24 protein-coding genes are annotated in these 26191 nt (G+C 59.0%); 14 read left to right on the forward strand and 10 right to left on the reverse strand.

What is annotated here, in order from left to right:
- Positions 1-18 precede the first annotated feature (18 nt).
- The 4 genes from recJ to G6R15_RS16185 all read right to left on the reverse strand — a co-directional run bounded on the left by recJ (position 19) and on the right by G6R15_RS16185 (position 4607).
- Positions 19-1758, reverse strand: a complete 1740-nt coding sequence (gene recJ, locus G6R15_RS16170; RefSeq protein ID WP_164661016.1) for a single-stranded-DNA-specific exonuclease RecJ — start codon at positions 1756-1758, stop codon at positions 19-21.
- Between the two features lie 94 nt (positions 1759-1852).
- Entirely contained in the window at positions 1853-2839 is a 987-nt protein-coding gene (gene glpX, locus G6R15_RS16175) for a class II fructose-bisphosphatase (RefSeq protein WP_164661017.1), read from the reverse strand.
- 94 nt (positions 2840-2933) lie between these two features.
- Positions 2934-4220, reverse strand: coding sequence for a homoserine dehydrogenase (locus tag G6R15_RS16180; RefSeq protein WP_164661018.1), 1287 nt, complete (start codon positions 4218-4220; stop codon positions 2934-2936).
- An 87-nt stretch (positions 4221-4307) separates the two neighbouring features.
- The gene (locus G6R15_RS16185; RefSeq protein ID WP_164661019.1) at positions 4308-4607 is read right to left on the reverse strand and encodes a hypothetical protein; all 300 of its coding nucleotides are present in this window, start codon (positions 4605-4607) and stop codon (positions 4308-4310) included.
- A gap of 100 nt (positions 4608-4707) precedes the next feature.
- Here G6R15_RS16185 and G6R15_RS16190 point away from each other — a divergent pair, with 100 nt between their 5' ends.
- Complete coding sequence (locus G6R15_RS16190; RefSeq protein ID WP_164661020.1) at positions 4708-5295, forward strand: TetR/AcrR family transcriptional regulator; 588 nt, start codon at positions 4708-4710, stop codon at positions 5293-5295.
- Here the strand turns inward: G6R15_RS16190 and G6R15_RS16195 are convergent, their stop codons facing one another.
- Complete coding sequence (locus tag G6R15_RS16195) at positions 5296-5595, reverse strand: antibiotic biosynthesis monooxygenase (RefSeq protein WP_164661021.1); 300 nt, start codon at positions 5593-5595, stop codon at positions 5296-5298.
- A 38-nt stretch (positions 5596-5633) separates the two neighbouring features.
- On the reverse strand, positions 5634-6545 hold the full coding sequence (locus G6R15_RS16200; RefSeq protein ID WP_164661022.1) for a pirin family protein: 912 nt from the start codon (positions 6543-6545) through the stop codon (positions 5634-5636).
- 249 nt (positions 6546-6794) lie between these two features.
- Here G6R15_RS16200 and G6R15_RS23025 point away from each other — a divergent pair, with 249 nt between their 5' ends.
- Positions 6795-6920, forward strand: a complete 126-nt coding sequence (locus G6R15_RS23025; protein ID WP_255456178.1) for a hypothetical protein — start codon at positions 6795-6797, stop codon at positions 6918-6920.
- Entirely contained in the window at positions 6920-8341 is a 1422-nt protein-coding gene (locus G6R15_RS16205) for a GMC oxidoreductase (RefSeq protein WP_164661023.1), read from the forward strand. The genes G6R15_RS23025 and G6R15_RS16205 overlap by 1 nt, the downstream gene beginning before the upstream one ends.
- Here G6R15_RS16205 and G6R15_RS16210 read toward each other — a convergent pair.
- Positions 8338-9513, reverse strand: coding sequence for a 4Fe-4S double cluster binding domain-containing protein (locus G6R15_RS16210; protein ID WP_164661024.1), 1176 nt, complete (start codon positions 9511-9513; stop codon positions 8338-8340). The two genes, G6R15_RS16205 and G6R15_RS16210, sit on opposite strands and share 4 nt — an antisense overlap.
- A gap of 98 nt (positions 9514-9611) precedes the next feature.
- Between G6R15_RS16210 and G6R15_RS16215 the strand changes: the two genes are divergently transcribed.
- Positions 9612-10082 carry a hypothetical protein gene (locus G6R15_RS16215; protein WP_164661025.1) on the forward strand — a complete coding sequence of 157 codons (471 nt, stop codon included), beginning with the start codon at positions 9612-9614 and terminating at the stop codon, positions 10080-10082.
- 197 nt (positions 10083-10279) lie between these two features.
- On the opposite strand, the gene G6R15_RS16220 is transcribed toward G6R15_RS16215, so the two are convergent.
- From G6R15_RS16220 to G6R15_RS16230, 3 genes are read right to left on the reverse strand one after another with little or no spacing between them, the layout of a single operon-like run.
- Positions 10280-10831: a TadE/TadG family type IV pilus assembly protein gene (locus G6R15_RS16220; RefSeq protein WP_240336788.1), complete on the reverse strand. Its 552-nt coding sequence runs from the start codon at positions 10829-10831 to the stop codon at positions 10280-10282.
- 3 nt (positions 10832-10834) lie between these two features.
- Positions 10835-11371, reverse strand: coding sequence for a TadE/TadG family type IV pilus assembly protein (locus G6R15_RS16225; protein ID WP_164661027.1), 537 nt, complete (start codon positions 11369-11371; stop codon positions 10835-10837).
- Positions 11368-13065, reverse strand: a complete 1698-nt coding sequence (locus tag G6R15_RS16230; protein WP_164661028.1) for a pilus assembly protein — start codon at positions 13063-13065, stop codon at positions 11368-11370. Before G6R15_RS16230 ends, G6R15_RS16225 begins: the two co-directional genes overlap by 4 nt.
- A 339-nt stretch (positions 13066-13404) precedes the next feature.
- Here G6R15_RS16230 and G6R15_RS16235 point away from each other — a divergent pair, with 339 nt between their 5' ends.
- The 10 genes from G6R15_RS16235 (at position 13405) to G6R15_RS16280 (ending at position 26128) form a co-directional block, all read left to right on the forward strand.
- Positions 13405-14835 carry a Glu/Leu/Phe/Val dehydrogenase gene (locus G6R15_RS16235; protein ID WP_164661029.1) on the forward strand — a complete coding sequence of 477 codons (1431 nt, stop codon included), beginning with the start codon at positions 13405-13407 and terminating at the stop codon, positions 14833-14835.
- Positions 14836-15003: 168 nt separating this feature from the next.
- Positions 15004-15903, forward strand: a complete 900-nt coding sequence (locus tag G6R15_RS16240; RefSeq protein WP_240336789.1) for a hypothetical protein — start codon at positions 15004-15006, stop codon at positions 15901-15903.
- Between the two features lie 159 nt (positions 15904-16062).
- A complete protein-coding gene (locus tag G6R15_RS16245) occupies positions 16063-17316 on the forward strand; it encodes a sarcosine oxidase subunit beta family protein (protein ID WP_164661030.1) in 1254 nt (417 codons plus the stop codon).
- A 59-nt stretch (positions 17317-17375) separates the two neighbouring features.
- Positions 17376-17639, forward strand: coding sequence for a sarcosine oxidase subunit delta (locus G6R15_RS16250; RefSeq protein WP_164661031.1), 264 nt, complete (start codon positions 17376-17378; stop codon positions 17637-17639).
- Entirely contained in the window at positions 17636-20569 is a 2934-nt protein-coding gene (locus G6R15_RS16255; protein WP_164661032.1) for a sarcosine oxidase subunit alpha family protein, read from the forward strand. Before G6R15_RS16250 ends, G6R15_RS16255 begins: the two co-directional genes overlap by 4 nt.
- A complete protein-coding gene (locus tag G6R15_RS16260; RefSeq protein ID WP_164661033.1) occupies positions 20562-21107 on the forward strand; it encodes a sarcosine oxidase subunit gamma in 546 nt (181 codons plus the stop codon). The genes G6R15_RS16255 and G6R15_RS16260 overlap by 8 nt, the downstream gene beginning before the upstream one ends.
- A 39-nt stretch (positions 21108-21146) precedes the next feature.
- On the forward strand, positions 21147-21443 hold the full coding sequence (locus G6R15_RS16265; RefSeq protein WP_164661034.1) for a hypothetical protein: 297 nt from the start codon (positions 21147-21149) through the stop codon (positions 21441-21443).
- 79 nt (positions 21444-21522) lie between these two features.
- Positions 21523-23478 carry a DNA primase gene (dnaG, locus tag G6R15_RS16270; RefSeq protein WP_164661035.1) on the forward strand — a complete coding sequence of 652 codons (1956 nt, stop codon included), beginning with the start codon at positions 21523-21525 and terminating at the stop codon, positions 23476-23478.
- 111 nt (positions 23479-23589) lie between these two features.
- The gene (gene rpoD / locus G6R15_RS16275) at positions 23590-25572 is read left to right on the forward strand and encodes an RNA polymerase sigma factor RpoD (protein WP_164661036.1); all 1983 of its coding nucleotides are present in this window, start codon (positions 23590-23592) and stop codon (positions 25570-25572) included.
- 76 nt (positions 25573-25648) lie between these two features.
- Positions 25649-26128 (forward strand): hypothetical protein, encoded by a 480-nt coding sequence (locus G6R15_RS16280; protein WP_164661037.1) that lies wholly within the window; start codon positions 25649-25651, stop codon positions 26126-26128.
- The last annotated feature ends 63 nt before the right edge of the window (positions 26129-26191 follow it).

Raw genomic sequence — 26191 nt, forward strand, 5'->3', positions numbered from 1 at the left:
CTTTGACCATCTACGGCCTCACGCCGGTGCGGCATCGTCCAGGCGCAGCTGTGCCGATTGGCGACCGCCCCAAGTGTTGATCTCAAGCCGTCCAGCAAAGTGAAAGCGTGCACCGCCGTGGTTCAGCAACCGGTCCCCAAGGGGGGTGTCAAACGCACCAAAGGCGATTGCGTCAATGCCGCCGGACAGGCCGTCTGACAGCGACAGTTTCAAGTGCGACTCGCCCACGCGTTTGGCAAAGCGGATGCTCAGATCGGGCAGGGCATAGCGCGGGGCAGGGGCACCCGCACCAAAGGGACCTGCCTGTTCGATCTGCTCGATCAGGTCCACCGTCGCCGCACCTGGCATCAGCATGCCGTCGAGCTTGAGGTCCGCAGGCCCACCCTGTCCCGCGCCTTGCTTTTCCAGCAACTCGCTCAACCGCGCCATCGCCGGTTCCAGCTGGTCGCGCATCACCGTCAGACCCGCCGCCATCTTGTGACCGCCGCCTTTGACCAGCAACCCCTCGGCCGCCAGCTTCTGGATTGACGCGCCCAGGTCGACGCCAGACACCGACCGGCCCGAGCCTTTGCCCTCGTCGCCATCAAAGCCGATGACCACAGCGGGACGGTTCGCGGCTTCTTTCAGGCGCGAGCTGACGATGCCCACCACGCCCGGGTGCCAACCTTCGCCAGCCGCCCAGACAAGAGGTGCCTCAAACCCGCGCTCTTCTGCCTGATCCATGGCAGCCGCGCGCACCGCGTTTTCGATGTCCCGACGCTCGCGGTTCAATTCATCCAACCGTTCGGCCATGGCTTCGGCCTCGATCATCGAATCCGTGCTCAGCAACCGCGCGCCCAGATCAGCCTTGCCGATACGCCCACCGGCGTTGACGCGCGGGCCCAACAGGAACCCCAGGTGATAGGTCGATGGTTGCGCATCCATACGCGACACGTCTGCCAAGGCCACCAAACCGGGCCGTTGGCGTTGCGCCATCACTTTGAGGCCTTGACGCACCAGTGCCCTGTTCGCATCGATCAACGGAGCTACATCGGCGACGGTGGCGAGCGCAACCAGATCCAGAAGCGCCATCAGGTCTGGGCCATTGGCACCGGCATCGCGCATCTGTCGACCTGCTTCGACCAGCATCAGAAAGACAACGCCAGCCGCGCAGAAATAGCCCAGATCGCCGCTTTCGTCCTGACGGTTTGGGTTCACCACGGCGACACAATCAGGCAGCGTCTCGCCACCCAAATGGTGGTCCAGAACAATCACGTCCGCGCCCTTGGCAGCCGCAATTGGTTCGTGACTGAGTGTGCCGCAATCAACGCAGATGATCAGGTCGTGATCCCGCGCAAGTGCCTGCATGGCCGGAACATTGGGGCCGTACCCTTCGTCAATTCGGTCCGGCACGTAAAGCGTCGCCTGCAACCCCATCTGCCGCAGCCAAACCAGAAGCAGCGCGGCAGAACTGCCGCCATCGACGTCATAATCTGCAAAAACCGCGATCTTCTCGCGATTGCGCACGGCTGTCAGATACCGCGCAGCCGCGACCTCCATGTCCTTCATCGACCGGGGGTCGGGCAAAAGCTCTTTCAGGGTGGGGGACAGGAACCCCGTGGCCTCTATCGCGGGAACACCGCGCCGCGCCAGAACTTGGCAGACCGAGGCAGGCAGGTCGGTGGTCTGTCCCATCATCTCGGCCGTGCGTTCGACTTCGATGGATGGTCCGACCCATTGGCGACCTGTCAAAGACTGTGAAACGCCCAGATAACTCATTCCCACCTCCGACAGAGCAAGGCCGGACCCAATGCGAACCCGGCCTCTTCATCTTTTCAAAATTACGCGCGCTCCAGGCAGCGGCGCAAGCCGCTTATTCTTCGTGCGAGGACAGCGGGGTGCGATAGCTCATGCGGCGAACCGAGCCGGTTTTTGAACGCATCAACAAGGTAGCAGTCTCAACCCAGCCCGGCTGACGCTTGATCGCAGGCAGCAGCGAGCCGCCTGTGACGCCGGTGGCGGCAAAGATCACATCTGCTGTAACCATCTCGTCGCGTGTATACACTCGGTCGAAATCGGTGATGCCCGCCTTGGCAGCACGGCCACGTTCGTCGTCGTTGCGAAACAACAGGCGGCCAAAGATCTGACCACCCATGCATTTCAGAGCCGCAGCCGCCAGCACACCCTCGGGCGCGCCGCCCGAACCCATGTACATGTCGATGCCGGTGATCTCGCTTTCGGCGCAGTGCATGACGCCAGCCACGTCACCATCGGTGATCAGTCGGATCGCGGCTCCGGTTTCGCGCACTTCGGCGATCATCGCTTCGTGGCGGGGGCGTTCCAGGATGCAGACGGTGATGTCGGCGGGGGCGCAGCCCTTGGCCTTGGCGAGGGCTTCGACCCGCTCGCGCGGGCTCATGTCCAGGGTCACAACGCCGGGTGCGAAACCGGGGCCGATGGCCAGCTTGTCCATGTAGGTGTCAGGCGCATGCAGCATCGAGCCGCGCGGGCCCATGGCGATCACGGTCAACGCGTTGGGCATGTCCTTGGCGGTCAGCGTGGTGCCCTCAAGCGGGTCCAGCGCGATGTCGACGCCGGGGCCGTTACCGGTGCCGACTTCTTCACCGATAAACAACATCGGGGCTTCGTCGCGTTCGCCTTCGCCGATCACGACGACACCGGCGATGTCCAGTTTGTTGAGCTGCTCGCGCATGGCGTTCACGGCGGCCTGGTCTGCGGCCTTTTCGTCGCCACGTCCCACCAGCGAGGCCGAAGCCAGCGCGGCCTGTTCCGCGACGCGGGCCAGACCCAGCGACAGCATGCGGTCGTCAAATGCGATTTGGGGTGCCGAAGCGCTCATGTTCACTATCCTTTTGGTCAATACAGACTGTTTTTTACCGGCATACCCCGGTCATGTTCATTCCCGCAAGGGGGTGGCCTGCGACAGGCCGAGTTCAAAGCTCTTCGATCCGCAAGGCGACCGGTTCCATAGCCACCACATCCGTGGCGTTCAGCGCCGAAAGCGCCTCGTCCAGCGCGGCGCGTGTGGTTTTGTGGGTGACGATCAGGATCGGGGCGGTGGCATCGGTGTGCCCGTATTGGCGCATCCGGTCGATGGAAACACCCGCATCACCTAGGATCGAGGCCACTTTTGCCAGCGCGCCGGGTTTGTCGAGCAGCGCCGTGCGCAGGTAATAGGGCGCAGGCAGGCCGGTACGGGCGGGTTTCGCCTCTTCCAACATTGCGGCAGGCTGACCGAAGGTCGGAATGCGCAGGCCGCGCGCCAGATCGCAGATGTCGCCCAATACCGCGCTGGCGGTGGGGCCTTCGCCGGCACCGGGACCGCGCAGAACGATCTGCTCGACCGCGTCGCCTTCGATCACGACCATGTTGGTGCCACCTTCAAGCTGACCGATGGGCGAGGTCGCGGGCACCAGGCAGGGCTGCATGCGCTGTTCCAGACCGCGCGCGGTGCGTTGGGCAACCCCAAGCAGCTTGATGCGATAGCCCATATCGGCGGCCTGATGGATGTCCTCTAGCGTGATGCGCTGAATGCCTTCGATTTCGATCCCGTCAAAGTTGGGCTTGGTTCCAAACGCGATGGACGACAGGATCGCCAGCTTGTGCGCCGCATCAATGCCGCCTACGTCCAGGTTCGGGTCAGCCTCAAGATAACCAAGCTCGGCGCATTCATCGAACAGCGCGTTATAGCCCAGTTCTTTGGCTTCCATGTTGGTCAGGATATAGTTGCAGGTGCCGTTCATAACACCCATGACGCGGGTAATCTCGTTCCCGGCCAGACCTTCGGTCAGGGATTTGATCACCGGGATGCCGCCAGCAACAGCGGCCTCGTACCGGATCACACGGTCTGCAGTTTCGGCCTGATCGGCCAGTGCCTGACCGTGGATGGCCAGTAGTGCCTTGTTGGCGGTCACGACGTCCTTGCCCGCGGCCAATGCGGCCTCGGTCGCGTTTTTTGCCGCGCCTTCTGATCCGCCCATTAGCTCGACAAAAACGTCCACGTCATCACGTTTAGCCAACGCCACAGGGTCAGTTTCCCAAGCATAACCTGACAGGTTGACACCCCGGTCCTTGTTCGCGTCGCGAGCAGAAATGGCCGAGATCTCGATCCGCGCGCCGGTGCGCGCCTCAAGCAGTGCGGCCTGACGGCGGATGATCTTGACGACCCCCACGCCCACGGTTCCCAAACCTGCAATTCCAAGCCGCAGCGTTCGTGTCATCGTGAGGGTCCTTCCATGCTATGAAACCCGCCGAAAATTCGGCCTAAGGTCGGATCGTGCCTTAGCGGGTTCAGCGCATGGGTGCAATCAGTCAGATGTGGGGCGGGGGACAGTTTCGTCCAAACGGTCACGATCATCGGCATCCACAACCGGATTTTGCAACGCCGCAGCCCGACGTTTCAGACTGTCGCGCCGCGCCTCGAGCTGTTGGGTGACCTTTCGTGCCTCTGCTTCGGGGGCAATTGGCGGGCCCAAGGCTTGATCAAGCGGGAGCAGTTCGGGATATTTTGCGTCCTGCAACTGCGACGAGACCTTTTCGTTCAACTCGGGCACTTGCGTACACGCAGCCAAAACAGGCAAAAGGCAGATGGCAAGGCGCAATTTCATGATCAGTGGTTCCCGTAATCGTGGCCCTTTGATGCCTGTTTGATCGAAAAGGCGCAAGCGGGGGTTTTTTCTGAACGTTTGTTCAGATAGCGTGAGGCGCATGGCACGTACCCAAGGTTCCCATTCTGACATCACCGGCCCCCGCATCCGGGATGCGGCGCAGCGGCTTTTTGCACAACACGGTTATGCGGCGGTGTCCATGCGCCAGATTGCGGGTGCGGTGGGGGTGCAGGCCGGGGCGCTCTACAATTACACGCCGGACAAACAGACGTTGCTGCTTGGGTTGATGCGGTCCCATCTGGAAGAGTTGCTGGAGGCTACCGCCGCGCAGCCCAACCCCAAGCGGGTGATGGACAGGCTAGAGGCATTCACCCGGTTCCACATCCGCTTTCATTCGGAACGCCCGGACGCGGTTTTCATCGCCTATATGGAGCTGCGCAACCTGAGCCCCGATAACTTTGCCACCATCGAAGGGTTGCGGGGGCAGTACGAAAACATGCTCGAAGAGATCCTGCACCAGGGCGTGGCCGACGGCGTCTTTGATGTGCCCGACCCCAAGATCGCCACACTGGCCGTTATCGCGATGCTGACCGGGGTCAACACCTGGTACCGCTCGGGCGGGCGCCTGTCGCTGCCCGAGGTCGAAGAGATCTATTGGGACATGGTCCGCAAATCGGTTGTGCGCTGATCAGGCCGTTTCCGCCAGATCGAAGTGATGCAGATAACGCTCTTTTACGATGCCTTCTTCATCAGGGTGAACATGGGGTTGGCGCCAATCTGCTCCGGCGAAATCCGCCAGTGCATCGACGGTTTCCCAAACCATAACCAAGCAAAACTCGTTGGGTGTTTCAGGGCGAGGCAGGCAAGGGGTGATTGACACAAGACCGGGCTGCTGTCGCATCAGCGGCAACGCAGTATCGAGCATGAATGCGCGAAAGTGGTCGATCTTGTTATCGTAGATGACGGCGCGAAAAATTCGAACGATCATGATGGCCTCCGTTCTAAGAAGGCCATCATAACACAAGTTCAGTGCGCAGCTTTGATGAAGGTGCCATTGTGCAGGTCGCGCATCGCTTGCTGCAATTCGGCCTGTGTGTTCATCACGATGGGGCCGTGCCAGGCCACCGGTTCCTCAATCGGTGCGCCTGAAATCAACAAAAAGCGAACACCTTCGGGACCGGCCTGAACCGTGACCTCGTCCCCAGTTCCAAAGCGGATCAACGTGCGATCACCGGACATGTCGCGGATGTTAAGTTCTTGGCCAGCCAACTCTTTTTCCAACAGAATGCCAGTGGGCTGGGAAGCATCAGCAAAGGCGGCGACCCCTTGGAACACGTAGGCAAAAGCACGACGATAGGTGTCGATCTTGAAGGTTTTCCTTACGCCGGCAGGTATGCTGATATCCAGATACTGCGGATCAGCGGCGATGCCATCCACAGGACCGGTCTTACCCCAAAACTCACCCACGATAATCCGAACCCGGGTGCCGTCATCGTCGATGACCTCGGGGATCTCTTTGCTTTCGACGTCTTGATAACGCGGCGCAGTCATCTTCTGGCTGGCAGGCAAGTTGCCCCACAGCTGAAACCCGTGCATCTGGCCGGTCGCGTTTCCCTCCGGCATCTCTTGGTGCAAAATGCCCGACCCGGCAGTCATCCACTGAACGTCGCCTGCGCCAAGCTGGCCGGCGTTGCCGAGCGAATCTGCGTGCTCGACCGTGCCGGAAAGAACATAGGTGATCGTCTCGATCCCGCGGTGTGGATGCCAGGGAAAGCCGCGCATGTAGTCCCGCGGGTGCTCGTTGCGGAAATCATCAAACAACAAAAACGGGTCGAGCTCGGACGGATCCTGAAACCCGAACGCCCGATGCAATTTGACGCCCGCGCCCTCCATTGTCGGGGTGGCGGGTCGGGATTCAAGGATCGGTCTGATGGACATTATGATACCTCTGACGATGTGGTGTTCACCTATACATAATGAGCTGGAGCCTCTGCACAAATCCGCGAAACGGCACGCGCTATGTGCAAAATCGCACAGGTCTGCACCTGACACCAAGAATATTATTTCGCATCACCGCCCAATTGCCGTCGTTACCAGTGATTGTCCCGATGCAGGAGCCGGATGAATGCGAATATATGCTTGGATTTAGAAAATCTGCTATAGATTTAGGTCATTAAGGGGGGGCGAATGAATCGACGCACATTTTCTATTTCAGCCTTTGTTGCTTTGACATTGGGCCAGGTCCCATTGTTCAAGCGCTATTTCCCGCAGCGGGTTCAGAACGGATGGCTGCTCAAGGATGAAGACGTCTGATGCTGTTTGATTTTGCGCAGGGTTCTATTGTGTCGGACAAGCAGTACGACGTTTGCATTCTAGGCGCCGGAGCGGCCGGAATAACCTTGGCGGTCCGTCTGGGTCGCGCGGGCAAGCGTGTGGCATTGTGCGAAGGCGGGGGCCTGGATTATGAGGATGAGTCGCAAGAGATTTATGCTGGCTCAACCCTAGGTGACCCGTATTTTGATCTGGACATCGCGCGTCTGCGGTACTTTGGCGGTTCAACCAATCATTGGGGTGGGTATTGCCGTTCTTTTGAAGCCGCAGATTTCAATCGTGGACACATGGGGGACGATTTTCGCTGGCCCATCACCTACGATGAACTTCTGGCTTACCGGTCCGACGCGTGCGAGATTGTCGAGATCGACTCTGACTACCAGGACCATCTTGTGGACGAGCAGCTTGGGCTGCGGCAAGTGGATTTCAAGTATTCTCCGCCAGTCGTTTTTAGTGAAAAATTTCACGACGAGATCGAAGCCTCAAAGAACATCGATCTGTTCCTGAATGCGAATTTTGTAGACTTGATGGGCGCTGACAGGCGTGTCCGCTCTGTCAAACTTAGAAACTATGCCGATCAAGAGCTGGAAATCCGATCAGATGCCGTTGTGTTTGCCATGGGTGGGATCGACAACTCGCGGCAACTTTTGTGGATGGAGGGGAGACACGGCGCCTCCTTGTTCGACCGTGATTTGCCCATCGGTCGATATTGGATGGAGCATCCGCATTTCACCATTGGTGAGGCGTTGATCAAATCCTGGGATCAGGCAAACACGTATTTTGCCCTGACCGAAAAGATGCAGCGCACGTTGGGTATCTTGGGATGCGGCGTTGTCGTCGAAGAGCAAGGGGACAGCAACACCAAACGCCTGGTCAAAGATTTGTTGTGCGTGGCGCCAGGCATTGGCGCCTGGGCGGCGGATCTGGCTGGCAAAAAGTTGATCTGTTCGTACAAATTCCACGCTGCGTGGGAACAGGCGCCAAATCGGGAAAACCGGGTGGCTTTGTCTGATCGAGATGTGGACCGCTTCGGCGTTCCCTTGTCCGAACTACATTGGACCAAGGCACCGATCGATCGAGAAACCATGCTGGCCTCGACGCAGCAGTTCAATGCCTACATCCTCCGAGAAAACCTGGGGCGTCTGCAGCTGCGCGATTGGGTATATCAGGGGGATGAATACCCCGATGACGATGTGCTGGCGGGGTATCACCACATGGGTGGCACGCGCATGTCGCATTCGCCGCGTTACGGGGTGGTTGATGGCAATTGCAAAGTGTTTGGGTCCGAGAACCTGTATATGGCTGGTTCGTCGCTCTACACCACGGCTGGATACAACAACCCGACATTGGCCATCGTGCAGTTTGCGCTTCGCCTGGCGGATCACCTTGGGGCAGGTGTTTAAGGATTTGCCCACCAGTCCCCTGGTTTTGACCGCTGCCCATGATCTTTTGCCAGGCGCAAAGCCAGTTTGCGCAGGGGGGACAGCGCCAGCTTTAGCCACAACTTGTGTCGCCGTTTGGAATAGTCGCGGTTAAACGGGCACACCCGCATACATATCGCGCAATCGGATGAAAGCTTGGCCCAGAACGAAAAGCACTTTTCAGCGTCAGACGTCCATTTTCGCACGCCCTTGATCGCCGAGACATTGGCCGTGTCGGTCGATGGTGGGCCGTAGGGCAGGGCCTTAACCGGGCAGGCGTCGGCGCATTTGGTGCAGATATTACAGAAAGCCTTTACCCCTTTTGGTTCGGGGATGTCATGGGCCAGTGGCAGGTTGGTGAAGATCTTGGAAAACCGCAGACGAGGGCCAAATTCGGGCGTGATCACCATCTGGTTGCGGGCATATTCACCCAGGCCAGCCTTTACCGCATAGGGGATGACCAACCCGGTGTCATTCATTGACGGCACGGCCTCATACCCCAAATTGCGGATGTAGGCGGCCAGTTGCATGACGACCGATGCCTCATGGCTATACTCACGCCCAGTGGCGGCGCCGGCCAGGGCCGAAGGGTAGGTGGCCACCAGTTCCTTGTCCATCTCGTGCCCCAGCACGATCACCGAGTTCAGCCCCTCGGGCAGATCGAGCGGTGCTTCGGTCAGGTCACGGGTATCCACGCGCGAGGTATAAAGCCAGCGGTCATCCAGATCGGTCACGCCACACAGATCAGCACCAAAGAACTTGGCGATGCGTTTGACCTCGTCGCTCATTTTGGCCGGATCGTCGATCTCGGCCTGCAGGGGCGCGACAGGGGTGTCGCTGCTGATCGGAGCCTGAAACCCTTCACGCCGACCTTGATCCGCGAAACGGTTGGTCATTACGTCCGAGATCAGCCAGGCGGCGTTGCGCAGGGCAAAGTCCTTTTGCGTGAACCCGTCCCCGCGCCGGGGCGTGGCCTCCATCCGGTAAGAGGCAAAGAACTTCGCCGTGTGCTTGGATTTCACCCTGTTGTCCCACATGGCGCGGGTGAAGACGTCGTTGCGCTGCGTGAACCGTTCGAAATCTTCGGTCACGTCGATGCCGGCGGCGGCGTCATTGGCTTTTTGCGGGGTGTCCCGGTTCGATGGATAGCTCATGATCTGGACGCTATCTGCGGTTTGTGGGTAGGGCAATGGCCCTGTTGCCCGCGCGCTGGATGCGCTATGCCCGGGACCGTAGACCAACGGAGGGGCAGATGAACGAAGAGATATTGGCAGTGGTCGAGGCCTCGGCCCCGCGCAGGTGGATGGGGGTCGGCATGCTCGCCGCTATGTCGCTGATGTCGTTCTATGTCGCTTTGCTGGGCGGACCAGACTTATTGTGGCAGGCGTTTTTGATCGTCGTGGGCGGTGCGGCCATGTGGCTGGCGCTCAAGATGTGGCGCGCCACCACGGCGCAAGTTGAACTGACCGAGACCGAGCTGCGGTCAACCGATGGTCAGCTGATCGCACGGGTCGAAGATATCGAAAACATGGATCGGGGCGTTTTTGCGTTCAAACCCTCGAATGGTTTCCTGCTGCGGACCAGCCAGCCAGCGTCTCGTGTTTGGCAACCGGGTCTGTGGTGGCGGATGGGGCGCCGCGTCGGGATCGGGGGCGTGACGCCCGGATCACAGAGCAAATTCATGGCCGAAATGATCTCGGCCATGATCGCGCAGCGGGATTGAGGACAAAACGCCAGCCGTCTGCGACCGGATTGTGTTGGTGGCTGTCAAGAAAACGGGGTGCTCCCGCCAGTCGTCGATGCATCAAAGATGCACGTCCTCCCGTTGGGCGTGGCCTCGCCTTTGGCGAGGTGCCAATCGTTGCGCCGCGAAGCTTTCGGACGCGCAGCAGATAGCAGAGGGCGCAATCGTGGCCAGTTTCAGGACGCCCAGGCCACTTGGTTGGTGAAACGCGGACGGGTAAAGACAAAATTGTCCATTTCCATCTCGTTGATCCCAACTTTGAAGGGCGGCACATAGGTGTTGCTGGTCTCGATCAGGATCACGCGCTCTTCGTCCGGCATCGTTGGCAGGCGGTCGGCCATGTCACCGATGGTCGCATTGGTCAGTTCGTCCTGATAGCCGCGGACACGCGACCAATCAACGTAATAACGGTCGTCTTCTTCATCCCAGCGGATGACAGAAATGCGCACTTTGGTGGACGACTGGCTGCGAGTCATCAGGTTCAGGAGCCGCTGCATCGAATCGATGTAGGTATCGTTAATACCAGCAGTCTCGCGTGAGACCAGATCGCTGATGGTAAACGCTGCCTTAAGGTTGGCCGCGCTCTGGCGGTAGCCGTCAAAGTAGGTGTAGCAGGCCATGATGACCCAGAAGAGCACCGGGAACATCAGGACAAATTCGACAGAAACCGACCCGCTTTCGTCGCGGGCAAACCGACCCAGGAAGTTTTTGAACATTGAACGGGACATGGCTTACTGCGGCTCCTGCACAAATACGGTTGTTGCGACCAGCGCATATTGGCCTTCGGCGTTGTCTGCCAATTGCTTGCCCAGTCCCGAGGTTGGGAACAGTGGGTCGATTTTGGCGCAGGCGCGCAAGATCATCAGGTCGTTGCTTGCTCCGCTGACAAAGCTTCGCACCGGTTTGACCTCTTCGGTGCGGTCTGTGCAATCGGGATCGCCATCGATGTCCAGCGGGCTGCGCGGATCCACCTGGATCATTTCTAGCCGCATGTTGGCATCACAGCTTTTGATAAAGGTGGCACGTTCACAGATCGTCGTTTTCAGATCGTCGTGTTGAAAGTTGACACCGGTGCCCAGACGGATGTCACGCACCGTCATGTCGACGGCGCGTTCCAGCATGGCGTGTTTGAGTGTGACAAAGGCCAGTTCGATCCCCGATAACATGGCCACCATGAGCAAGGGAAACAGCAGCGCGAATTCGACCGTTGCATTGCCCCGTTCGTCGTCCGAAAAGCGGCGGAACCGTTTAACCATACGCTTGATCATTGGGTCAGCCTCAACTTGCGGATCGAGGAGGCGATTGACGCAAAGGCGTCTGAAATCTCCAACCCGTCCACATCATAGAAATGGCTGTCCGAACTGGCGCAGTTCTTGAGGACCGCCAGGCCGTTACTGGGGGCTTCGAAACCGATGGTGTAAACGATCACGTTCTCCGCCTTTGCGGCGTCACAGATATCTTTGGTGCGATTGTCCTTGGTGCTGGAGCCTACATAACTCCGCACGCCGTAGTACCATTCATCCCGCGCTTGGCTGTCGTTCATCCAAGGATAATAATGTTTGCTGAGATTGAACTGCAGCGAAGTCTGTTCCCACAGCTGAGGATATGCCAGACGCTCGGCACTCCCTGGTTCTTCGACGGTTTCCTGAACCCAACTGCCATAGTAGCAGTTACCGTAGTAAAGGGTACCGGTGCACTCCCACTCCGTGGTTGTACCGTTGCCATAGGGATGATCTTCCCAGCTGTTTTCGTGCGGCCAGTAATAGCGGTCGGTAGACGGTCTGTAGACCGAATACTTCTCTTCTTGTGAATTCCACCAGATGTTCGAATTGCCCTGACGATACTGGTCACGCAGATAATACTGGCTGGTGTTCTGGCCGTCCGTCATCAACACGATGACTTTTAGCGTTTCGCCATCCGAATAGCGGTGCGGGCGCAGCGCGAAATCGTTGGGAATATCGCCATCCGTGATCAGGTTGGTGACAACACCGTTCATGCTGTAATCCAACAGAGCAGTGCCCCATTTCATACCCACATCGATCGACGTGTTGCCACGCGCGGTCAGCGCCGTGATGAAGTTCTTCAGTGTGTCGCGGTCTTTTTGCAGTGGCATAATCTCGCGGCGGCTGTCGGATTCGCACACCGGGAATATTACCAGATCGCCATAAGGGCGGCCGTCGCTGCGGCTGGAACCTGAACTGGTGAACGTGTCGAAATGCAAGGTCCGCGGGCGTGCTGCAGTGGGGTTCAGAAGCGTCGATGAAAAGTCGTTGGATGGGAAGTTGATACAATTCGAGTGGGCGTTTTCGCCAGTCACGTTGAACTCGTCCATCATGTTGTCCGTCACAGACACCTGGGTGGCGTAGGGAACGATGGAAATCGACAATTTCCCGTCTTCGGTATTGTCAGCCATCTGGTCGACAAAATCGCGCGCGGCGACCTTCAGGTTTGTTAGACGGCTGTTCGAATTCATGGATCCCGACACGTCCAGAACCAATGAAATCTCGACGCCACCGATACTTTCTTCGGCGGTGCTGGCCGCCGGAGCGCTCAGCGTGTCGACGCCTGTCATATGCATGAACTGGGTTGGAAATTCTGATTCCGCAGTCGCCTTCACGTTCCGGTAACCTAAACCCTCGGAGACGGTCACGCTGGTCAGAAACTGTAGAAGATCGGCCTTCTCCAGATACTCGCGGACCACGGCTTCGGGTTCGAGGGATTGGTCAAGGTCAGCCGCTGCCAAAACGGCGCGGTCCATTGTGTATTGCAGCTTTGCGCGGTCCCGTTCGTATCGCATGACATCGATTCCGATGCCGCCTACGGCCAGCATGATGACGAACAGAAACAATACGAAAATGGCGATCACGCCGCTTTCATCGGACGCAAAACGCTTTGCGCGACGTGACAGATTACGACGCATGGCACGGTTAAGCCTGGTCTTGTTATCACCGTCAGTAAACATGACTCACCTCTCTCTTCAGCGTCTCGCAAGTACTCTGAAGACAAACTTCCACTGAATGTTTTTGCCGTGAGATGATGGCTAAATTGGGGCGCAATATGTTCCAAACAAAGGATATTAACTCTTGGTTTGAGACATTTCGAGTGGCCGCTCAGGCTTTGTTTCCTTGGGTGAAACAATGGGCGCGTTGCGCAATTCGGGGCGTGATTCGGCATTTACCGTAAGTCCGGCATTTTGCAAGTGATTAAAAATGTCGCACTTATTAATCGAACGGTCATACTGTCGCTGCGACAACTCATCCTTGAGCGAGTCGCAGAAGGTCATGGAGGAAGTATTGTGAGTATGACCCGTACAAATGAGCCCAGTTTTCGTGAAAGCGTAGATTTGATGTTCAACAGAGCGGTTGCCCTGATGGACCTGCCGCCGGGGCTGGAAGAGAAGATCCGGGTCTGCAATGCGACCTACACGGTGCGGTTCGGCGTGCGATTGCGCGGACAGATCCAAACCTTTGTCGGCTATCGCTCGGTACATTCCGAGCACATGGAGCCGGTCAAGGGCGGTATCCGTTACGCGCCATCGGTGAACCAGGACGAGGTCGAGGCGTTGGCCGCCCTGATGACGTACAAATGCGCGCTGGTCGAGGCGCCGTTTGGCGGCTCCAAGGGCGGGTTGTGCATTGATCCGCGTCAGTATGACGAGCACGAGTTGGAGCAGATCACCCGCCGCTTCGCCTATGAGTTGGCCAAGCGTGATCTGATCCACCCGTCTCAGAACGTTCCGGCCCCGGACATGGGCACCGGCGAGCGCGAGATGGCCTGGATTGCGGACCAATACGCGCGGATGAACACCACGGACATCAACGCGCGTGCCTGTGTCACCGGCAAGCCGCTGAATGCGGGCGGTATCTCGGGCCGGGTCGAGGCGACGGGGCGCGGCGTGCAATACGCCCTGCGCGAATTCTTCCGCGATCCGCGTGATGTGGCCAAGGCAGGGCTTAGCGGTTCGCTTGATGGCAAACGTGTGATCGTGCAGGGCCTTGGTAATGTGGGGTATCACGCGGCCAAGTTCCTGCAAGAGGAAGACGGCTCCAAAATCATCGGCATCATCGAGCGCGATGGCGGTTTGTTCAATGCTGATGGGTTGGACGTCGAAGGTGTGCGGAACTGGATCATCAAACATGGCGGCGTGACCGGGTATCCGGATGCAACCCATACAGCCGATGGTGCGGTTCTTATGGAAGAGGACTGTGACATTCTCATTCCGGCGGCGCTGGAAGGTGTGATCAATCTGGGCAACGCGGCCAACGTCAAAGCCCCGCTGATCATCGAGGCCGCGAATGGCCCCGTTACCGCCGGCGCTGATGATATACTGCGTAAGAAAGGCACAGTGATCATTCCCGACATGTACGCCAACGCGGGCGGTGTGACAGTGTCATACTTTGAATGGGTCAAAAACTTGAGCCATATCCGCTTTGGCCGGATGCAGCGCCGTCAGGAAGAGGCGCGCCATCAGCTGGTTATCGACGAGCTGCAGCGTCTGGACAATTACTTGGGCGATGCCTGGTCGATGTCGCCGGACTTCAAACAGAAGTATCTGCGTGGTGCCGGTGAATTGGAACTGGTGCGCTCGGGCCTCGATGACACCATGCGGATCGCCTATCAGTCGATGCGCGAGATCTGGCACGACCGTGCGGATGTCGAAGACCTGCGAACGGCGGCCTATCTGGTGTCGATCAACAAGGTCGCAGCGAGCTATCGCGCCAAAGGCCTCTAATTTTATGGAAACAACAATCAAAGCGGTGTGCAGTTTTGCGCGCCGCTTTTTTGCCTATTGGGCGCTCTGTGTCCGAAAAGGCAGTGTTTTTAGATTTTAGCCAGCTTGGGTTGGGATGAACGCGGCATCGCTCTATTATTTCGGTATGAGATGCAAAAGGAATTGCCGGTGACCTATCTAACACGTCTGCTTGCCGTTTGCACCGGCGCTATTTTGCTCACCGGAGATCCAGCCGCGTCGCAACAGCGCACGGGGTGGGTGTCCCAGTTTGAAGGGCTCGCGGTTTTTCAGGGCAACGCAGGCTTAAGCGCCGGGGGCGAATTCAGCGCATCGCGTGCGTTCGTGCGCGGGGGCGGGCTCTACCGGTTCGACAGCGGCGCTTCGGCGGGCCTGTTTCTTAGCTACGGCGAGTTCTCTTACGATTTCAGCTTTGCGGGCAACCAACCCTGGGACCGCATCCGGGATGTCAGGATTTCAGCTCCAGTTCGGTTTTCTGTTGGTGAGACCGCCACGGTCTTTGTCTCGCCGCAAGTTCGTTGGGATTACGAGAAAGGGGCACAGTCGTCTGATGGGCGGACTTACGGGGTTTTTGCCGGCATCAGCTGGCAGGTGAACCCGAACTTGCGGATTGGCCCTGCATTTGGCGCGTTTTCTGAAGTGGGAACCGACGGCACCGAAATCTTTCCCGCGGTTTTGGTAGATTGGGACTTCTCGCCCAATTGGAACCTGAGCACAGGTACGGGTCTAGGGGCAACACAGGGACCCGGAGTGATCCTGAGCTACCAGCATTCGGATGCATGGAGCTTTTCGTTGGCAGCACGATCGGAACGAGTTCGCTTTCGCCTGGACAACACTGGCCTTGCGCCTGGCGGGGTTGGCGAAGACAGAAGCATTCCGGTGGTTCTGTCTGTGGCATACGAGCCCAACCCAGGCGTCCGCGTGAGCGCCTTTGTCGGGGCCGAATTTGACGGACGTCTGACGCTGGATTCAGCGACTGGCACCGAAATCAGTCGCCAAGATTATGACACCGCACCAATCGTCGGCTTAGCCGCGCGAATTCGGTTTTAGGGAAAGTCGTGGCATTCCTGCATCCTCTGCGGGGCGTCTTTGCAACAGATCCGGTCGCACTCTGACATGTTTTTGTCGAAAAGCGATATGGTGATCTGAAAGTGGATTGATACATCTATTCTGACGGGCGCATTCCGGCCCAACAGGAGGAAGCAGATCATGCGTTTTTCAGGCCTTCGCGTTATCAAGGAAGGGTTGACCGGCAACAAGGGCTGGAAACCCCATTGGCGCGATCCCGAACCCAAGTCGGAATATGACATCGTCATCATTGGCGGCGGGGGGCACGGGTTGGCGACAGCCTATTACCTGGCCAAGGAACACGGGTTGACCAATATCGCGGTTCTGGAAAAGGGCTATATCGGCGGCGGCAACGTGGGCCGGAATACGACGATCATTCGCGCCAATTACTTCCTGCAGGGCAATTCCGAATTCTACTCGCATTCGCTGAAATTGTGGGAAGGGCTGGAACAAGACCTGAACTACAACGTGATGCATTCGCAGCGTGGAATCATCAACCTGTTCCATTCCGACGGGCAGCGTGATGCGCGGGCGCGACAAGGCAACATGATGCTGAGCCAGGGCGATGATGCTGTTCTGCTGGGCCGGGACGAGCTGCGCAAAATGCTGCCTTATCTGGATTTCGACAACGCGCGTTTCCCGATTTACGGCGGGCTGTATCACCCGCGCGGCGGCACTGCGCGCCACGATGCTGTGGCCTGGGGTTTTGCTCGCGGTGCAGACCAGCGCGGCGTCGATCTGCTGCAGAACTGCGAAGTGACGGGCATCGATATAGAGGATGGCACGGTCAAGGGCGTGCAAACCTCTCGCGGGCCGATCCGGGCCAAGAAAGTGGCGATGGTCGTCGCAGGCCGTTCCAGCCAGGTGGCAGCGATGGCGGGCATGACCCTGCCAATCGAAAGCCACGTGCTGCAAGCCTTTGTCACCGAGGGGCTGAAGCCGGTGATCGACAATGTCGTCACCTTTGGCATGGGCCATTTCTATATCAGCCAGTCGGACAAGGGGGGGCTGGTCTTTGGCGGCGATCTGGATTTCTACGCATCCTATGCGGCGCGGGGCAATCTGGCGACGGCGGAACATGTGATGGAGGCGGGCATGGCCCTGATGCCGATGATCGGCAAGGCCAAGATGCTGCGCAGTTGGGGCGGGATTATGGACATGTCGCCCGATGGCTCGCCCATCATAGACCGAACCCATATCGACGGGCTCTATCTGAACTGCGGCTGGAACTACGGCGGGTTCAAAGCGGTGCCGGGGTCGGGCAACGTCTTTGCCCATCTGATCGCGACGGACCGCTATCACGAGAACGCCTCTGGCTATCAGCTGGATCGCTTCCGCACCGGGCGGGGCATCATCGACGAAGAGAGCAAGGGCTCTCAACACAACCTGCACTAGGGGGTAAGGCAGATGTCGGATTTCCGTATTTGTAACAAAATGAAGCAGGGGTTTGAGGCATGAGGATCACCTGTCCGTTGTGCGGCGAGCGGGATCGCCGCGAGTTCTATTACAAAGGGCACGCTGTGTCGTTGAACAGGCCTGAACCGGATGCAGGTGAAGAGGTTTGGGACAACTACGTCTATCTGCGCGACAACCCGGCTGGGGAGACACGCGATCTGTGGTATCACGAAGGCGGTTGCGGCGCCTGGATTGAAGTGACCCGCAACACCGTGACCCATGAGATCACCGCAACGCAGCTGGTGTCGGAGGAAACGTCATGAGGGTCGCAGGTAAGGGGCTGCTGGATTACAGCAAGCCGGTCACCTTCTCCTTTGATGGGGTGAACTACACAGGACTTGAGGGCGACACGTTGGCCTCGGCACTGTTGGCCAACGAGGTGCGGCTGGTGGGCCGCTCGTTCAAATATCACCGCCCGCGCGGCATCCTGACGGCGGGCAGCGAAGAGCCCAATGCGCTTGTGACCGTGGGTCAGGGAGGGCGGCAGGAACCAAACGTGCGCGCCACGATGCAGGAACTGTACGAGGGGCTGTCGGCGCGTAGTCAGAACCGCGGCCTGTCGCTTCAGTTCGATCCGATGGCGATCACCGATCTGGCCGCGCCGTTCCTGGGTGCAGGGTTCTACTACAAGACATTCATGTGGCCGCGCGCGTTCTGGGAAAAGTTGTACGAGCCGATCATTCGTCGAGCCGCCGGTCTGGGTGCGCTGTCGGGTGAGGACAACGCGGATGTCTATGACAAGGCCTATGCCTTTTGCGATCTGCTGGTGATCGGGTCTGGCCCTGCCGGGTTGATGGCGGCTTTGGTCGCGGGGCGCGCCGGTGCCGATGTGATCCTGGCCGAGGAAGACAGCCGTATGGGCGGTCGACTGTTGGCCGAGACACAAGAGTTCGACGGCAAGCCGGGTCATGTCTGGGCTGACGAAGTGCTGACGGAACTCCGGTCGATGGACAATGTGCGCCTGATGACACGTACGGCCGTGACGGGAGCCTATGATGGCGGCACCTTTGGTGCACTGGAGCGGGTGCGCCATCATCTGGGCAGCCGCCCGGCGGGTGCGCCGATCGAGACGTTCTGGCGGATTGCGTCGAAGCGTGCCGTGCTGGCAGCGGGCGCTTTGGAGCGTCCCGTCGCTTTCCGCAACAACGACCGCCCCGGCATCATGACAGCGGGCGCGGTGCGGACCTATCTGAACCGTTGGGGCGTGGCCCCTGGTCAGCGGGTTGCCGTCTTTGGCAACACCAATGACATACACCGCACGGCGCGCGATCTGTTGGATGCAGGCGTGCATGTGGCAGGCGTCATCGACAGCCGTCATGACGGGCCGACGTCTGAGGACTATCCGGTCTATCGCGGGGCGCAGGTCAGCAACAGCGCTGGGCGCAAGGCGCTGGAATCCATCACCATCCGCAGCGCGAGCGGCGAACAGAACCTGCATGCCGACTGTCTGGCAATGAGTGGCGGGTGGAATCCGACCGTGCATCTGACCTGTCACATGAACGGGCGACCAACCTGGAAGCGCGAGATTGAAAGCTTTGTGCCGACACCGGGCGCGATCCCGGGGATGGAAGCAGCAGGGGCTTGCAACGGGACCTTCTCGACCGCAGCCTGTTTGCGCGAAGGGGCCGAGGTTGTCACCCGTGCGCTTGCCGATCTGGGGCACACCGCACCGAAGGTGACACAGCCGCGGGCAGAGGATGACGCTTACGAGATCGCGCCACTATGGGCCGTTCCGGGCAAAGGTCGCGCCTGGCTCGATTTCCAGAATGACGTCACGGTCAAGGACGTGAAACAGGCGGCGGTCGAAAACTTCCGCTCGGTCGAGCACATGAAGCGCTACACCACCCAAGGGATGGCGACCGATCAGGGCAAGAACTCGAACGTGGCAGCGCTGGCCATTTTGGCCGATGCGACCGGCAGGGGTATACCTGAGACCGGCACAACCACCTTCCGTCCGCCGTATTCCCCAGTGCCGATTGCGGCCTTGGGGGCAGGCGGTACGGGCAAAAGCTTTGCCGCGGAACGTTTCACGACCTCTCACGCGGCGAACGTGGAGCGCGGTGCGCCGCTGATCGAGGCCGGGCTGTGGTATCGCCCCAGTTATTTCACCAAAGCGGGGGAGACCACCTGGCGCGAAAGCTGTGATCGTGAGGTTGGCTATGTCCGCAATGCGGTCGGGGTGGCTGATGTGTCGACACTTGGCAAGATTGACGTTCAAGGCAAGGACGCGGGGCAGTTTCTGGATTTCGTCTACACCAACATGTTTAGCTCGTTGAAGGTCGGGCGCACGCGCTATGGTCTGATGCTGCGCGAGGACGGGTTCGTCATGGACGACGGTACCACGGCGCGGTTGGGCGAGAACCACTATGTGATGACCACCACCACGGCAGGTGCAGGCGACGTGATGAAACATCTGGAGTTCGTCAATCAGGCGCTGCGCCGTGATCTGGATGTGCAGTTCACCTCTGTCACCGAACAGTGGGCGCAATTTGCTGTTGCTGGTCCGAAATCGCGCGAAGTTCTGGACGCGCTGCTGGACCAGCCGCTGACCGATGAAGACTGGCCCTTTATGGCCTGTGGCCCGGTCAAGGTTCTGGGCGTGGACGCCCGCCTGTTCCGGATCTCGTTCTCGGGCGAGCACGCTTACGAGGTTGCGGTGCCCGCGCGATACGGAGACAGCCTGTTCCGCCTGCTGGCCAAAAAGGCCGAAGCGTTGGGCGGCGGCGTCTATGGGATGGAGGCGTTGAATGTTCTGCGGATTGAAAAGGGGTTCATCACCCACTCGGAAATCCACGGGCGGACAACGGCGTATGACATTGGCATGGGGCGAATGGTCTCGGCCAAGAAGGACTGCATTGGCAAGACCATGACCCAGCGACCGGGGCTTGAGGAGCCGGGGCGCGAGGTTCTGGTGGGTCTGAAACCGGTCGACACCAACGGTCAGGTTCTGGCGGGGGCGCATCTGTACAAGCAGGGTGACGAGCCTGTGCGGACCAATGATCAGGGCTATCTGACTTCGGTCTGCCATTCGCCGACCTTAGGCCACATGCTGGCTCTTGGGTTTATGGCCGACGGGCGCGAGCGCCATGGCGAGATCGTGAAAATGGTCGACGGGCTGCGCGGGGTAGAAACGCTCTGCGAGGTGGTTGATCCGGTGTTTTTTGACCAGCAGGGGGAACGGGTCCGTGGATAAACTTAGTGCACTTTCGCCCTGTTCGGGCCTGTTGCCGCTGACGATTGGCGCCGCAAAGGTGGTCGAGGTTGAACCGGGGCACCTGACCTCTGTCGCGCCTTACAATAGGCAGCACGACAAGCTGTCCAAGGCGATGAAGGCGGTGTGTGGGGTCGCGTACCCGCAGGCCAATGGTCTGACACGGGATGGCGATACGCAAGCCATCTGGTTTGGCCACGCGCAAGCAATATTGGTTGGTCCGGCGGCGGATGCGGGTTTGGCCAAACACGCGGCGCTGACGGATCAGTCCGACGCCTGGGCGGTTGTCACCTTGTCTGGCGATGCGGCCGAGGATGTTCTGGCACGGCTGGTGCCGGTGGATGTGCGGCTGGCGCATTTCGCTGTAGGCCAAGCGGTTCGCACGCAACTTATGCACCTGTCGGTGTCTCTGGCGCGTGTGGATGAGGGCACGTTCCAAATCATGGCGTTTCGCTCGATGGCGCACACTCTGGTTCACGATCTGAAAACGGCCATGGAAGCTGTGGCCGCGCGGGGGTAACCTGCGCGGAACCAGAACTGATTCCGGGAGAGACCGTTGATGATCCGCCTTGCACTTGCCGCTGCCCTGTTGGCGACACCCGTTGCCGCTGCTGATACCAAACAACAGAGCTGCACTTATCAGGCGCAGGTGGTCGCAGCCGTTCAAAACGCACGGCTGGATCGGGTCAAGGAACGCGACGTGGCCAAAGTGGTTGCTGCCACCAACCCCACCTGGCCCGAGAACTATAGCGCGGCAATTCCGCTGATCGCGCCGTGGGTTTATGAGCAGAAGATGTCTACCGTGCGCAAGGAAAACCTTGGCGAGGCGTGGCTGGAACTCTGCCTGAAACAATAAGCGGATCAACGATGGTGACGCCCACGGGGCTTGACCCAGACCACTTGGCGACGGCGCTCATCTCTGACACAGTACGCACATGTCACTGACACCCGGATTTATGGATGAGCTGCGCAGCCGCGTCAGCCTGACCCAAGTGGTTGGGCGCAAGGTGACATGGGACATGCGCAAGTCGAACCAGGGCAAGGGTGACATGTGGTCCCCGTGCCCATTTCACCACGAAAAAACCGCGTCTTTTCATGTGGATGACCGTAAGGGGTTCTATTACTGCTTTGGCTGTCACGCCAAAGGTGACGCCATAAAGTTTGTGCAGGAAACCGAAAACGTCGCCTTTATGGAAGCGGTCGAGATTCTGGCGCGCGAGGTCGGCTTGCCCATGCCCGCCCGTGACCCCAAGGCGCAGGAAAAGCAGGATCGCCGGAGCCAATTGGCCGAAGTGATGGAGCAGGCGGTGCAATTCTTCCGCCTACAACTCAACACCGGTGGCGGTAGCGCGGCGCGCGATTACATCACCCGGCGCGGGCTGGATGGCCAAGCACTGGAGCGGTGGGAGATCGGCTTTGCGCCCGATGGGTGGCAAGGTCTGTGGGATCACCTGCGCGGTAAAAGCGTGGCTGAAGAGCTGATCCTGGGCGCGGGGCTGGCCAAACCGTCGAACAAGGGCAAGGAACCCTATGATACTTTTCGCAACCGGATCATATTCCCGATCCGGGACGCACGCGGGCGTTGTGTTGCCTTTGGTGGCCGCGCGATGGACCCCAATGACAACGCCAAATATCTGAACTCGCCCGAGACCGAGCTGTTTGACAAGGGTCGCAACCTTTATAACCACGGGCCTGCACGGCAGGCTGCGGGACAGGGGCAACCCTTGATCGTGGCCGAGGGGTATATGGATGTGATCGCTCTGGCCGAAGGCGGTTTCGGCGCTTCGGTCGCCCCTTTGGGCACTGCGATCACCGAAAACCAGCTGCAACTGTTGTGGCGAATCTCGGACGAGCCGATCATCGCTCTGGACGGGGACAAGGCTGGGGTTCGCGCCGCGATGCGCGTGATCGACCTGGCCCTGCCGCTGCTAGAGGCCGGAAAGTCGGTCCGCTTTGCGCTGATGCCCGAAGGCAAGGACCCCGACGATTTGATCAAGGCCGAAGGTCCTGCGGCTGTGCAGAGCGTGCTGGATGCGGCGATCCCCATGGTGCGCTTGCTTTGGCAGCGCGAAACCGAAGGCAAGGTCTTTGACAGTCCTGAACGCAAGGCCGCACTGGACAAAACACTGCGCGAAAAGATCAAACTGATCCGTGACCCCTCTATCCGCTCGCACTATGGGCAAGAGATCAAGGATCTGCGGTGGGACCTGTTCCGCCCCAATCGCAAACAGGGGGGCAAGAGCAGCTGGCAACCACGGGGCAAATGGAAACCTGAACGCCTGTCTGCCTTGCCGGGTACGCGCCAATCGCTTCTGGCTTCGGCGGGGGCGAATGCACAGATACAAATGCGCGAGGCTGTTATTCTGGCCACAGCCATCGCCACGCCCGAGGTGGTCGTGCAGTTCGAGGTCCAGATCGAGGACATGGAATGCCGCGATCCCGACTATGGGGTCCTGCGAGACGTGATCCTGCGCTATGCCATCGACGCACCTGATCAGTTGACGGATCGGATTTATGACGCTTTGGGCCCTGATGCCCTTGAAAACCTGCGATCCCTTCGCCATGTCGCAATCAGCCCCTGTGTCCGCAATCCCGGCGATGTCGAACTGGCCGAGCTTACGCTCAACGAAGAACTCGCAAAACTGACCGCGCATCGGGGGCTGAGTGCCGAGATTGCCGAGGCCGAAGAAGAGATGGCCGGGCAGACGGACGAGGCGATCACCTGGCGTCTGGGCCAGGCCGCCGAGGCCCGCAATAAGGCAAACCGAAGCGAGAATGAGGACAAGGCGATCTATGACGTTGGTGACAACGGAGCACGAATCAATCGGGAAGAACGGGACGCCTTTGCTGCAATCGCGGCGGGAATCAATTTCGAGAAGAAGCGCAGATAATGCGTTTTGGTAAAGAATAGGTAGAAAAAAACGGGTAAACGGGTGGCCGAATCATTTCATCGCGCTAATGATTCGGGCTAACCGAATCACCCAGCCCTGCAGGAGCACTGAATGGCCGCCAAAGATACCAACGACGACCGCAAGCCCGAGGACCAGGAACAGGAAATCTCGCTCGACATGAGTCAGACAGCGGTCAAGAAGATGATCGCCGAGGCCCGCGAGAAAGGCTACATCACCTACGATCAGCTCAATCAGGTGCTGCCGCCCGATCAGGTCAGCTCGGAGCAGATCGAGGACGTGATGTCGATGCTGTCTGAAATGGGCATCAACATCATTGAAGATGAAGAGGCCGAGGACGAAGAGCAAAAAGGCGCGACCGAACTGGTGACGACGGACAGCAACCGCGAGGTTACACTGTCCAGCGGCACGGCCGAAAAGCTTGACCGCACCGACGACCCGGTTCGCATGTACCTGCGCGAAATGGGCAGCGTCGAACTGCTAAGCCGCGAGGGCGAGATCGCCATCGCCAAGCGGATCGAGGCCGGTCGCAACACGATGATCGCCGGGCTTTGCGAAAGCCCGCTGACCTTTCAGGCGATCACCATCTGGCACGACGAACTTCTGAGCGAAGATATTCTTCTGCGCGACGTTATTGATCTGGAAACCACATTTTCCGGTCAGATGGACGACGAAGAAGAAGCGCCTGTTGTTGACACGTCGGCCGTTCAGGCGGCCAAGCCTGAAAAGGACGAAGGCCCGGAACTGGACGCCGATGGCAACCCGATCGCCAAGGACGATGACGACGACGAAGACGAACAGGCCAACATGTCGCTTGCCGCGATGGAGGCCGCGCTCAAGGATCAGGTGCTGACCACGCTCGAGCAGATCTCGTCGGATTATGCACAGCTGTCTGAAATGCAGGACAGCCGGATTTCGGCGACTTTGAACGAGGACGGCTCGTTCAGCTCCAAGGACGAGGAGATTTATCAGGCTCTGCGCTCCGAGATCGTCGAACTGGTGAACGGTCTGCACCTGCACAACAACCGCATCGAAGCGTTGATCGACCAGCTTTATGGTATCAACCGCCGGATCATGTCGCTGGACAGCTCGATGGTGAAACTGGCCGACCAGGCCCGTATCAATCGCCGCGAGTTTGTCGAAGCGTATCGCGGCCGCGAACTCGATCCGAACTGGTTGTCGGACATGGCTGAAAAGCCGGGCCGTGGCTGGCAGATGTTCATCGAACGCTCGACTGCCAAAGTCGAAGAACTGCGCAGCGATATGGCGCAGGTCGGTCAGTACGTCGGTCTGGACATCAGCGAATTCCGCCGCATCGTGCAGCAGGTTCAAAAGGGTGAGAAAGAAGCCCGTCAGGCCAAGAAAGAGATGGTCGAGGCCAACTTGCGCCTCGTAATCTCGATCGCCAAGAAGTACACCAACCGTGGCCTGCAGTTCCTGGATCTTATTCAGGAAGGCAACATCGGCCTGATGAAAGCGGTCGACAAGTTCGAATACCGTCGCGGGTACAAGTTCTCGACCTATGCGACCTGGTGGATCCGCCAGGCGATCACGCGCTCGATCGCGGATCAGGCCCGCACCATCCGTATCCCGGTCCATATGATCGAAACGATCAACAAGCTGGTCCGCACCGGTCGCCAGATGCTGCACGAAATCGGTCGCGAGCCGACGCCAGAGGAACTGGCTGAAAAGCTGCAGATGCCGCTGGAAAAAGTCCGCAAGGTGATGAAAATCGCCAAGGAGCCGATTTCACTGGAAACCCCGATTGGCGATGAAGAAGACAGCCAGCTGGGCGATTTCATCGAGGACAAGAATGCCGTGCTGCCACTGGACAGCGCCATTCAGGAAAACCTCAAGGAAACCACGACCCGTGTTCTGGCCTCGCTCACCCCGCGCGAGGAACGGGTTCTGCGGATGCGTTTCGGCATCGGCATGAACACTGATCACACGCTCGAGGAAGTGGGTCAGCAGTTCAGCGTTACGCGTGAGCGTATTCGTCAGATCGAAGCCAAGGCGCTGCGCAAGCTCAAGCACCCCAGCCGGTCGCGCAAACTTCGGTCCTTCCTGGATCAGTAACGCCGGGAATGTCGGAAACTGTGATAAGATCGAGGGCGTCCAGTGTGGCGCCCTTTTTCTTTAGGAGTTTCTTTAGATGTTTCGTTTTGCTGTCTCATTGATTTTTTCGGCTGGCGTTGCCTCTGCTCAATGTCCCGAGCAGTCCCAGACGCTCGTGTCTTGCACGTTGAAAGGTGGGGCCAAGAAATTGACCACCTGTTTGGATGGAACGCGCGCCAGCTATGCGTATGGATCGACTGGGCGCGCTCCCGAATTGTTGCTGGATCACTCTGTGCGTGATGTGGGCATGCGCCCCTGGCCTGGGGTCGGGTCAACCATCTGGGAGGAGTTCACTTTTTACAACAAGGATGTTTCCTATGTCATCCACTATGCTGTCGAACGCACCCCGGAGGGAAACGTGAGTGGCGGGATCACTGTCATGAAAGGAAACCAGGAACTGGCCCATCTAGCTTGCGATCGAGGGTCGATCGAGTCTGCTGGCTATGGCCTTCCGTTGTTTGAGGCCAAAGAACGTGCCGGACAAATCTACTCGCCAGAAACGCAAAGCTGGAACTGAGGTCGACATGCCGAAGGTCGGCACGATGCTGCCAGTCTGCGCCGATCCCAAGCACAAGCCATG

The sequence above is a fragment of the Tropicibacter sp. Alg240-R139 genome (genome assembly GCF_900537075.1).
Lineage (GTDB): Bacteria > Pseudomonadota > Alphaproteobacteria > Rhodobacterales > Rhodobacteraceae > Falsiruegeria.

Excerpts from the sequence above, each read along its gene's own strand:
- recJ (WP_164661016.1), bottom strand. The coding sequence starts at position 1,758 with ATGAGTTATCTGGGCGTTTCACAGTCTTTGACAGGTCGCCAATGGGTC.
- glpX (WP_164661017.1), bottom strand. The coding sequence starts at position 2,839 with ATGAGCGCTTCGGCACCCCAAATCGCATTTGACGACCGCATGCTGTCG.
- G6R15_RS16180 (WP_164661018.1), bottom strand. The coding sequence starts at position 4,220 with ATGACACGAACGCTGCGGCTTGGAATTGCAGGTTTGGGAACCGTGGGC.
- G6R15_RS16185 (WP_164661019.1), bottom strand. The coding sequence starts at position 4,607 with ATGAAATTGCGCCTTGCCATCTGCCTTTTGCCTGTTTTGGCTGCGTGT.
- G6R15_RS16190 (WP_164661020.1), top strand. The coding sequence starts at position 4,708 with ATGGCACGTACCCAAGGTTCCCATTCTGACATCACCGGCCCCCGCATC.
- G6R15_RS16195 (WP_164661021.1), bottom strand. The coding sequence starts at position 5,595 with ATGATCGTTCGAATTTTTCGCGCCGTCATCTACGATAACAAGATCGAC.
- G6R15_RS16200 (WP_164661022.1), bottom strand. The coding sequence starts at position 6,545 with ATGTCCATCAGACCGATCCTTGAATCCCGACCCGCCACCCCGACAATG.
- G6R15_RS23025 (WP_255456178.1), top strand. The coding sequence starts at position 6,795 with ATGAATCGACGCACATTTTCTATTTCAGCCTTTGTTGCTTTGACATTG.
- G6R15_RS16205 (WP_164661023.1), top strand. The coding sequence starts at position 6,920 with ATGCTGTTTGATTTTGCGCAGGGTTCTATTGTGTCGGACAAGCAGTAC.
- G6R15_RS16210 (WP_164661024.1), bottom strand. The coding sequence starts at position 9,513 with ATGAGCTATCCATCGAACCGGGACACCCCGCAAAAAGCCAATGACGCC.
- G6R15_RS16215 (WP_164661025.1), top strand. The coding sequence starts at position 9,612 with ATGAACGAAGAGATATTGGCAGTGGTCGAGGCCTCGGCCCCGCGCAGG.
- G6R15_RS16220 (WP_240336788.1), bottom strand. The coding sequence starts at position 10,831 with ATGTCCCGTTCAATGTTCAAAAACTTCCTGGGTCGGTTTGCCCGCGAC.
- G6R15_RS16225 (WP_164661027.1), bottom strand. The coding sequence starts at position 11,371 with ATGATCAAGCGTATGGTTAAACGGTTCCGCCGCTTTTCGGACGACGAA.
- G6R15_RS16230 (WP_164661028.1), bottom strand. The coding sequence starts at position 13,065 with ATGTTTACTGACGGTGATAACAAGACCAGGCTTAACCGTGCCATGCGT.
- G6R15_RS16235 (WP_164661029.1), top strand. The coding sequence starts at position 13,405 with ATGACCCGTACAAATGAGCCCAGTTTTCGTGAAAGCGTAGATTTGATG.
- G6R15_RS16245 (WP_164661030.1), top strand. The coding sequence starts at position 16,063 with ATGCGTTTTTCAGGCCTTCGCGTTATCAAGGAAGGGTTGACCGGCAAC.
- G6R15_RS16250 (WP_164661031.1), top strand. The coding sequence starts at position 17,376 with ATGAGGATCACCTGTCCGTTGTGCGGCGAGCGGGATCGCCGCGAGTTC.
- G6R15_RS16255 (WP_164661032.1), top strand. The coding sequence starts at position 17,636 with ATGAGGGTCGCAGGTAAGGGGCTGCTGGATTACAGCAAGCCGGTCACC.
- G6R15_RS16265 (WP_164661034.1), top strand. The coding sequence starts at position 21,147 with ATGATCCGCCTTGCACTTGCCGCTGCCCTGTTGGCGACACCCGTTGCC.
- dnaG (WP_164661035.1), top strand. The coding sequence starts at position 21,523 with ATGTCACTGACACCCGGATTTATGGATGAGCTGCGCAGCCGCGTCAGC.
- rpoD (WP_164661036.1), top strand. The coding sequence starts at position 23,590 with ATGGCCGCCAAAGATACCAACGACGACCGCAAGCCCGAGGACCAGGAA.
- G6R15_RS16280 (WP_164661037.1), top strand. The coding sequence starts at position 25,649 with ATGTTTCGTTTTGCTGTCTCATTGATTTTTTCGGCTGGCGTTGCCTCT.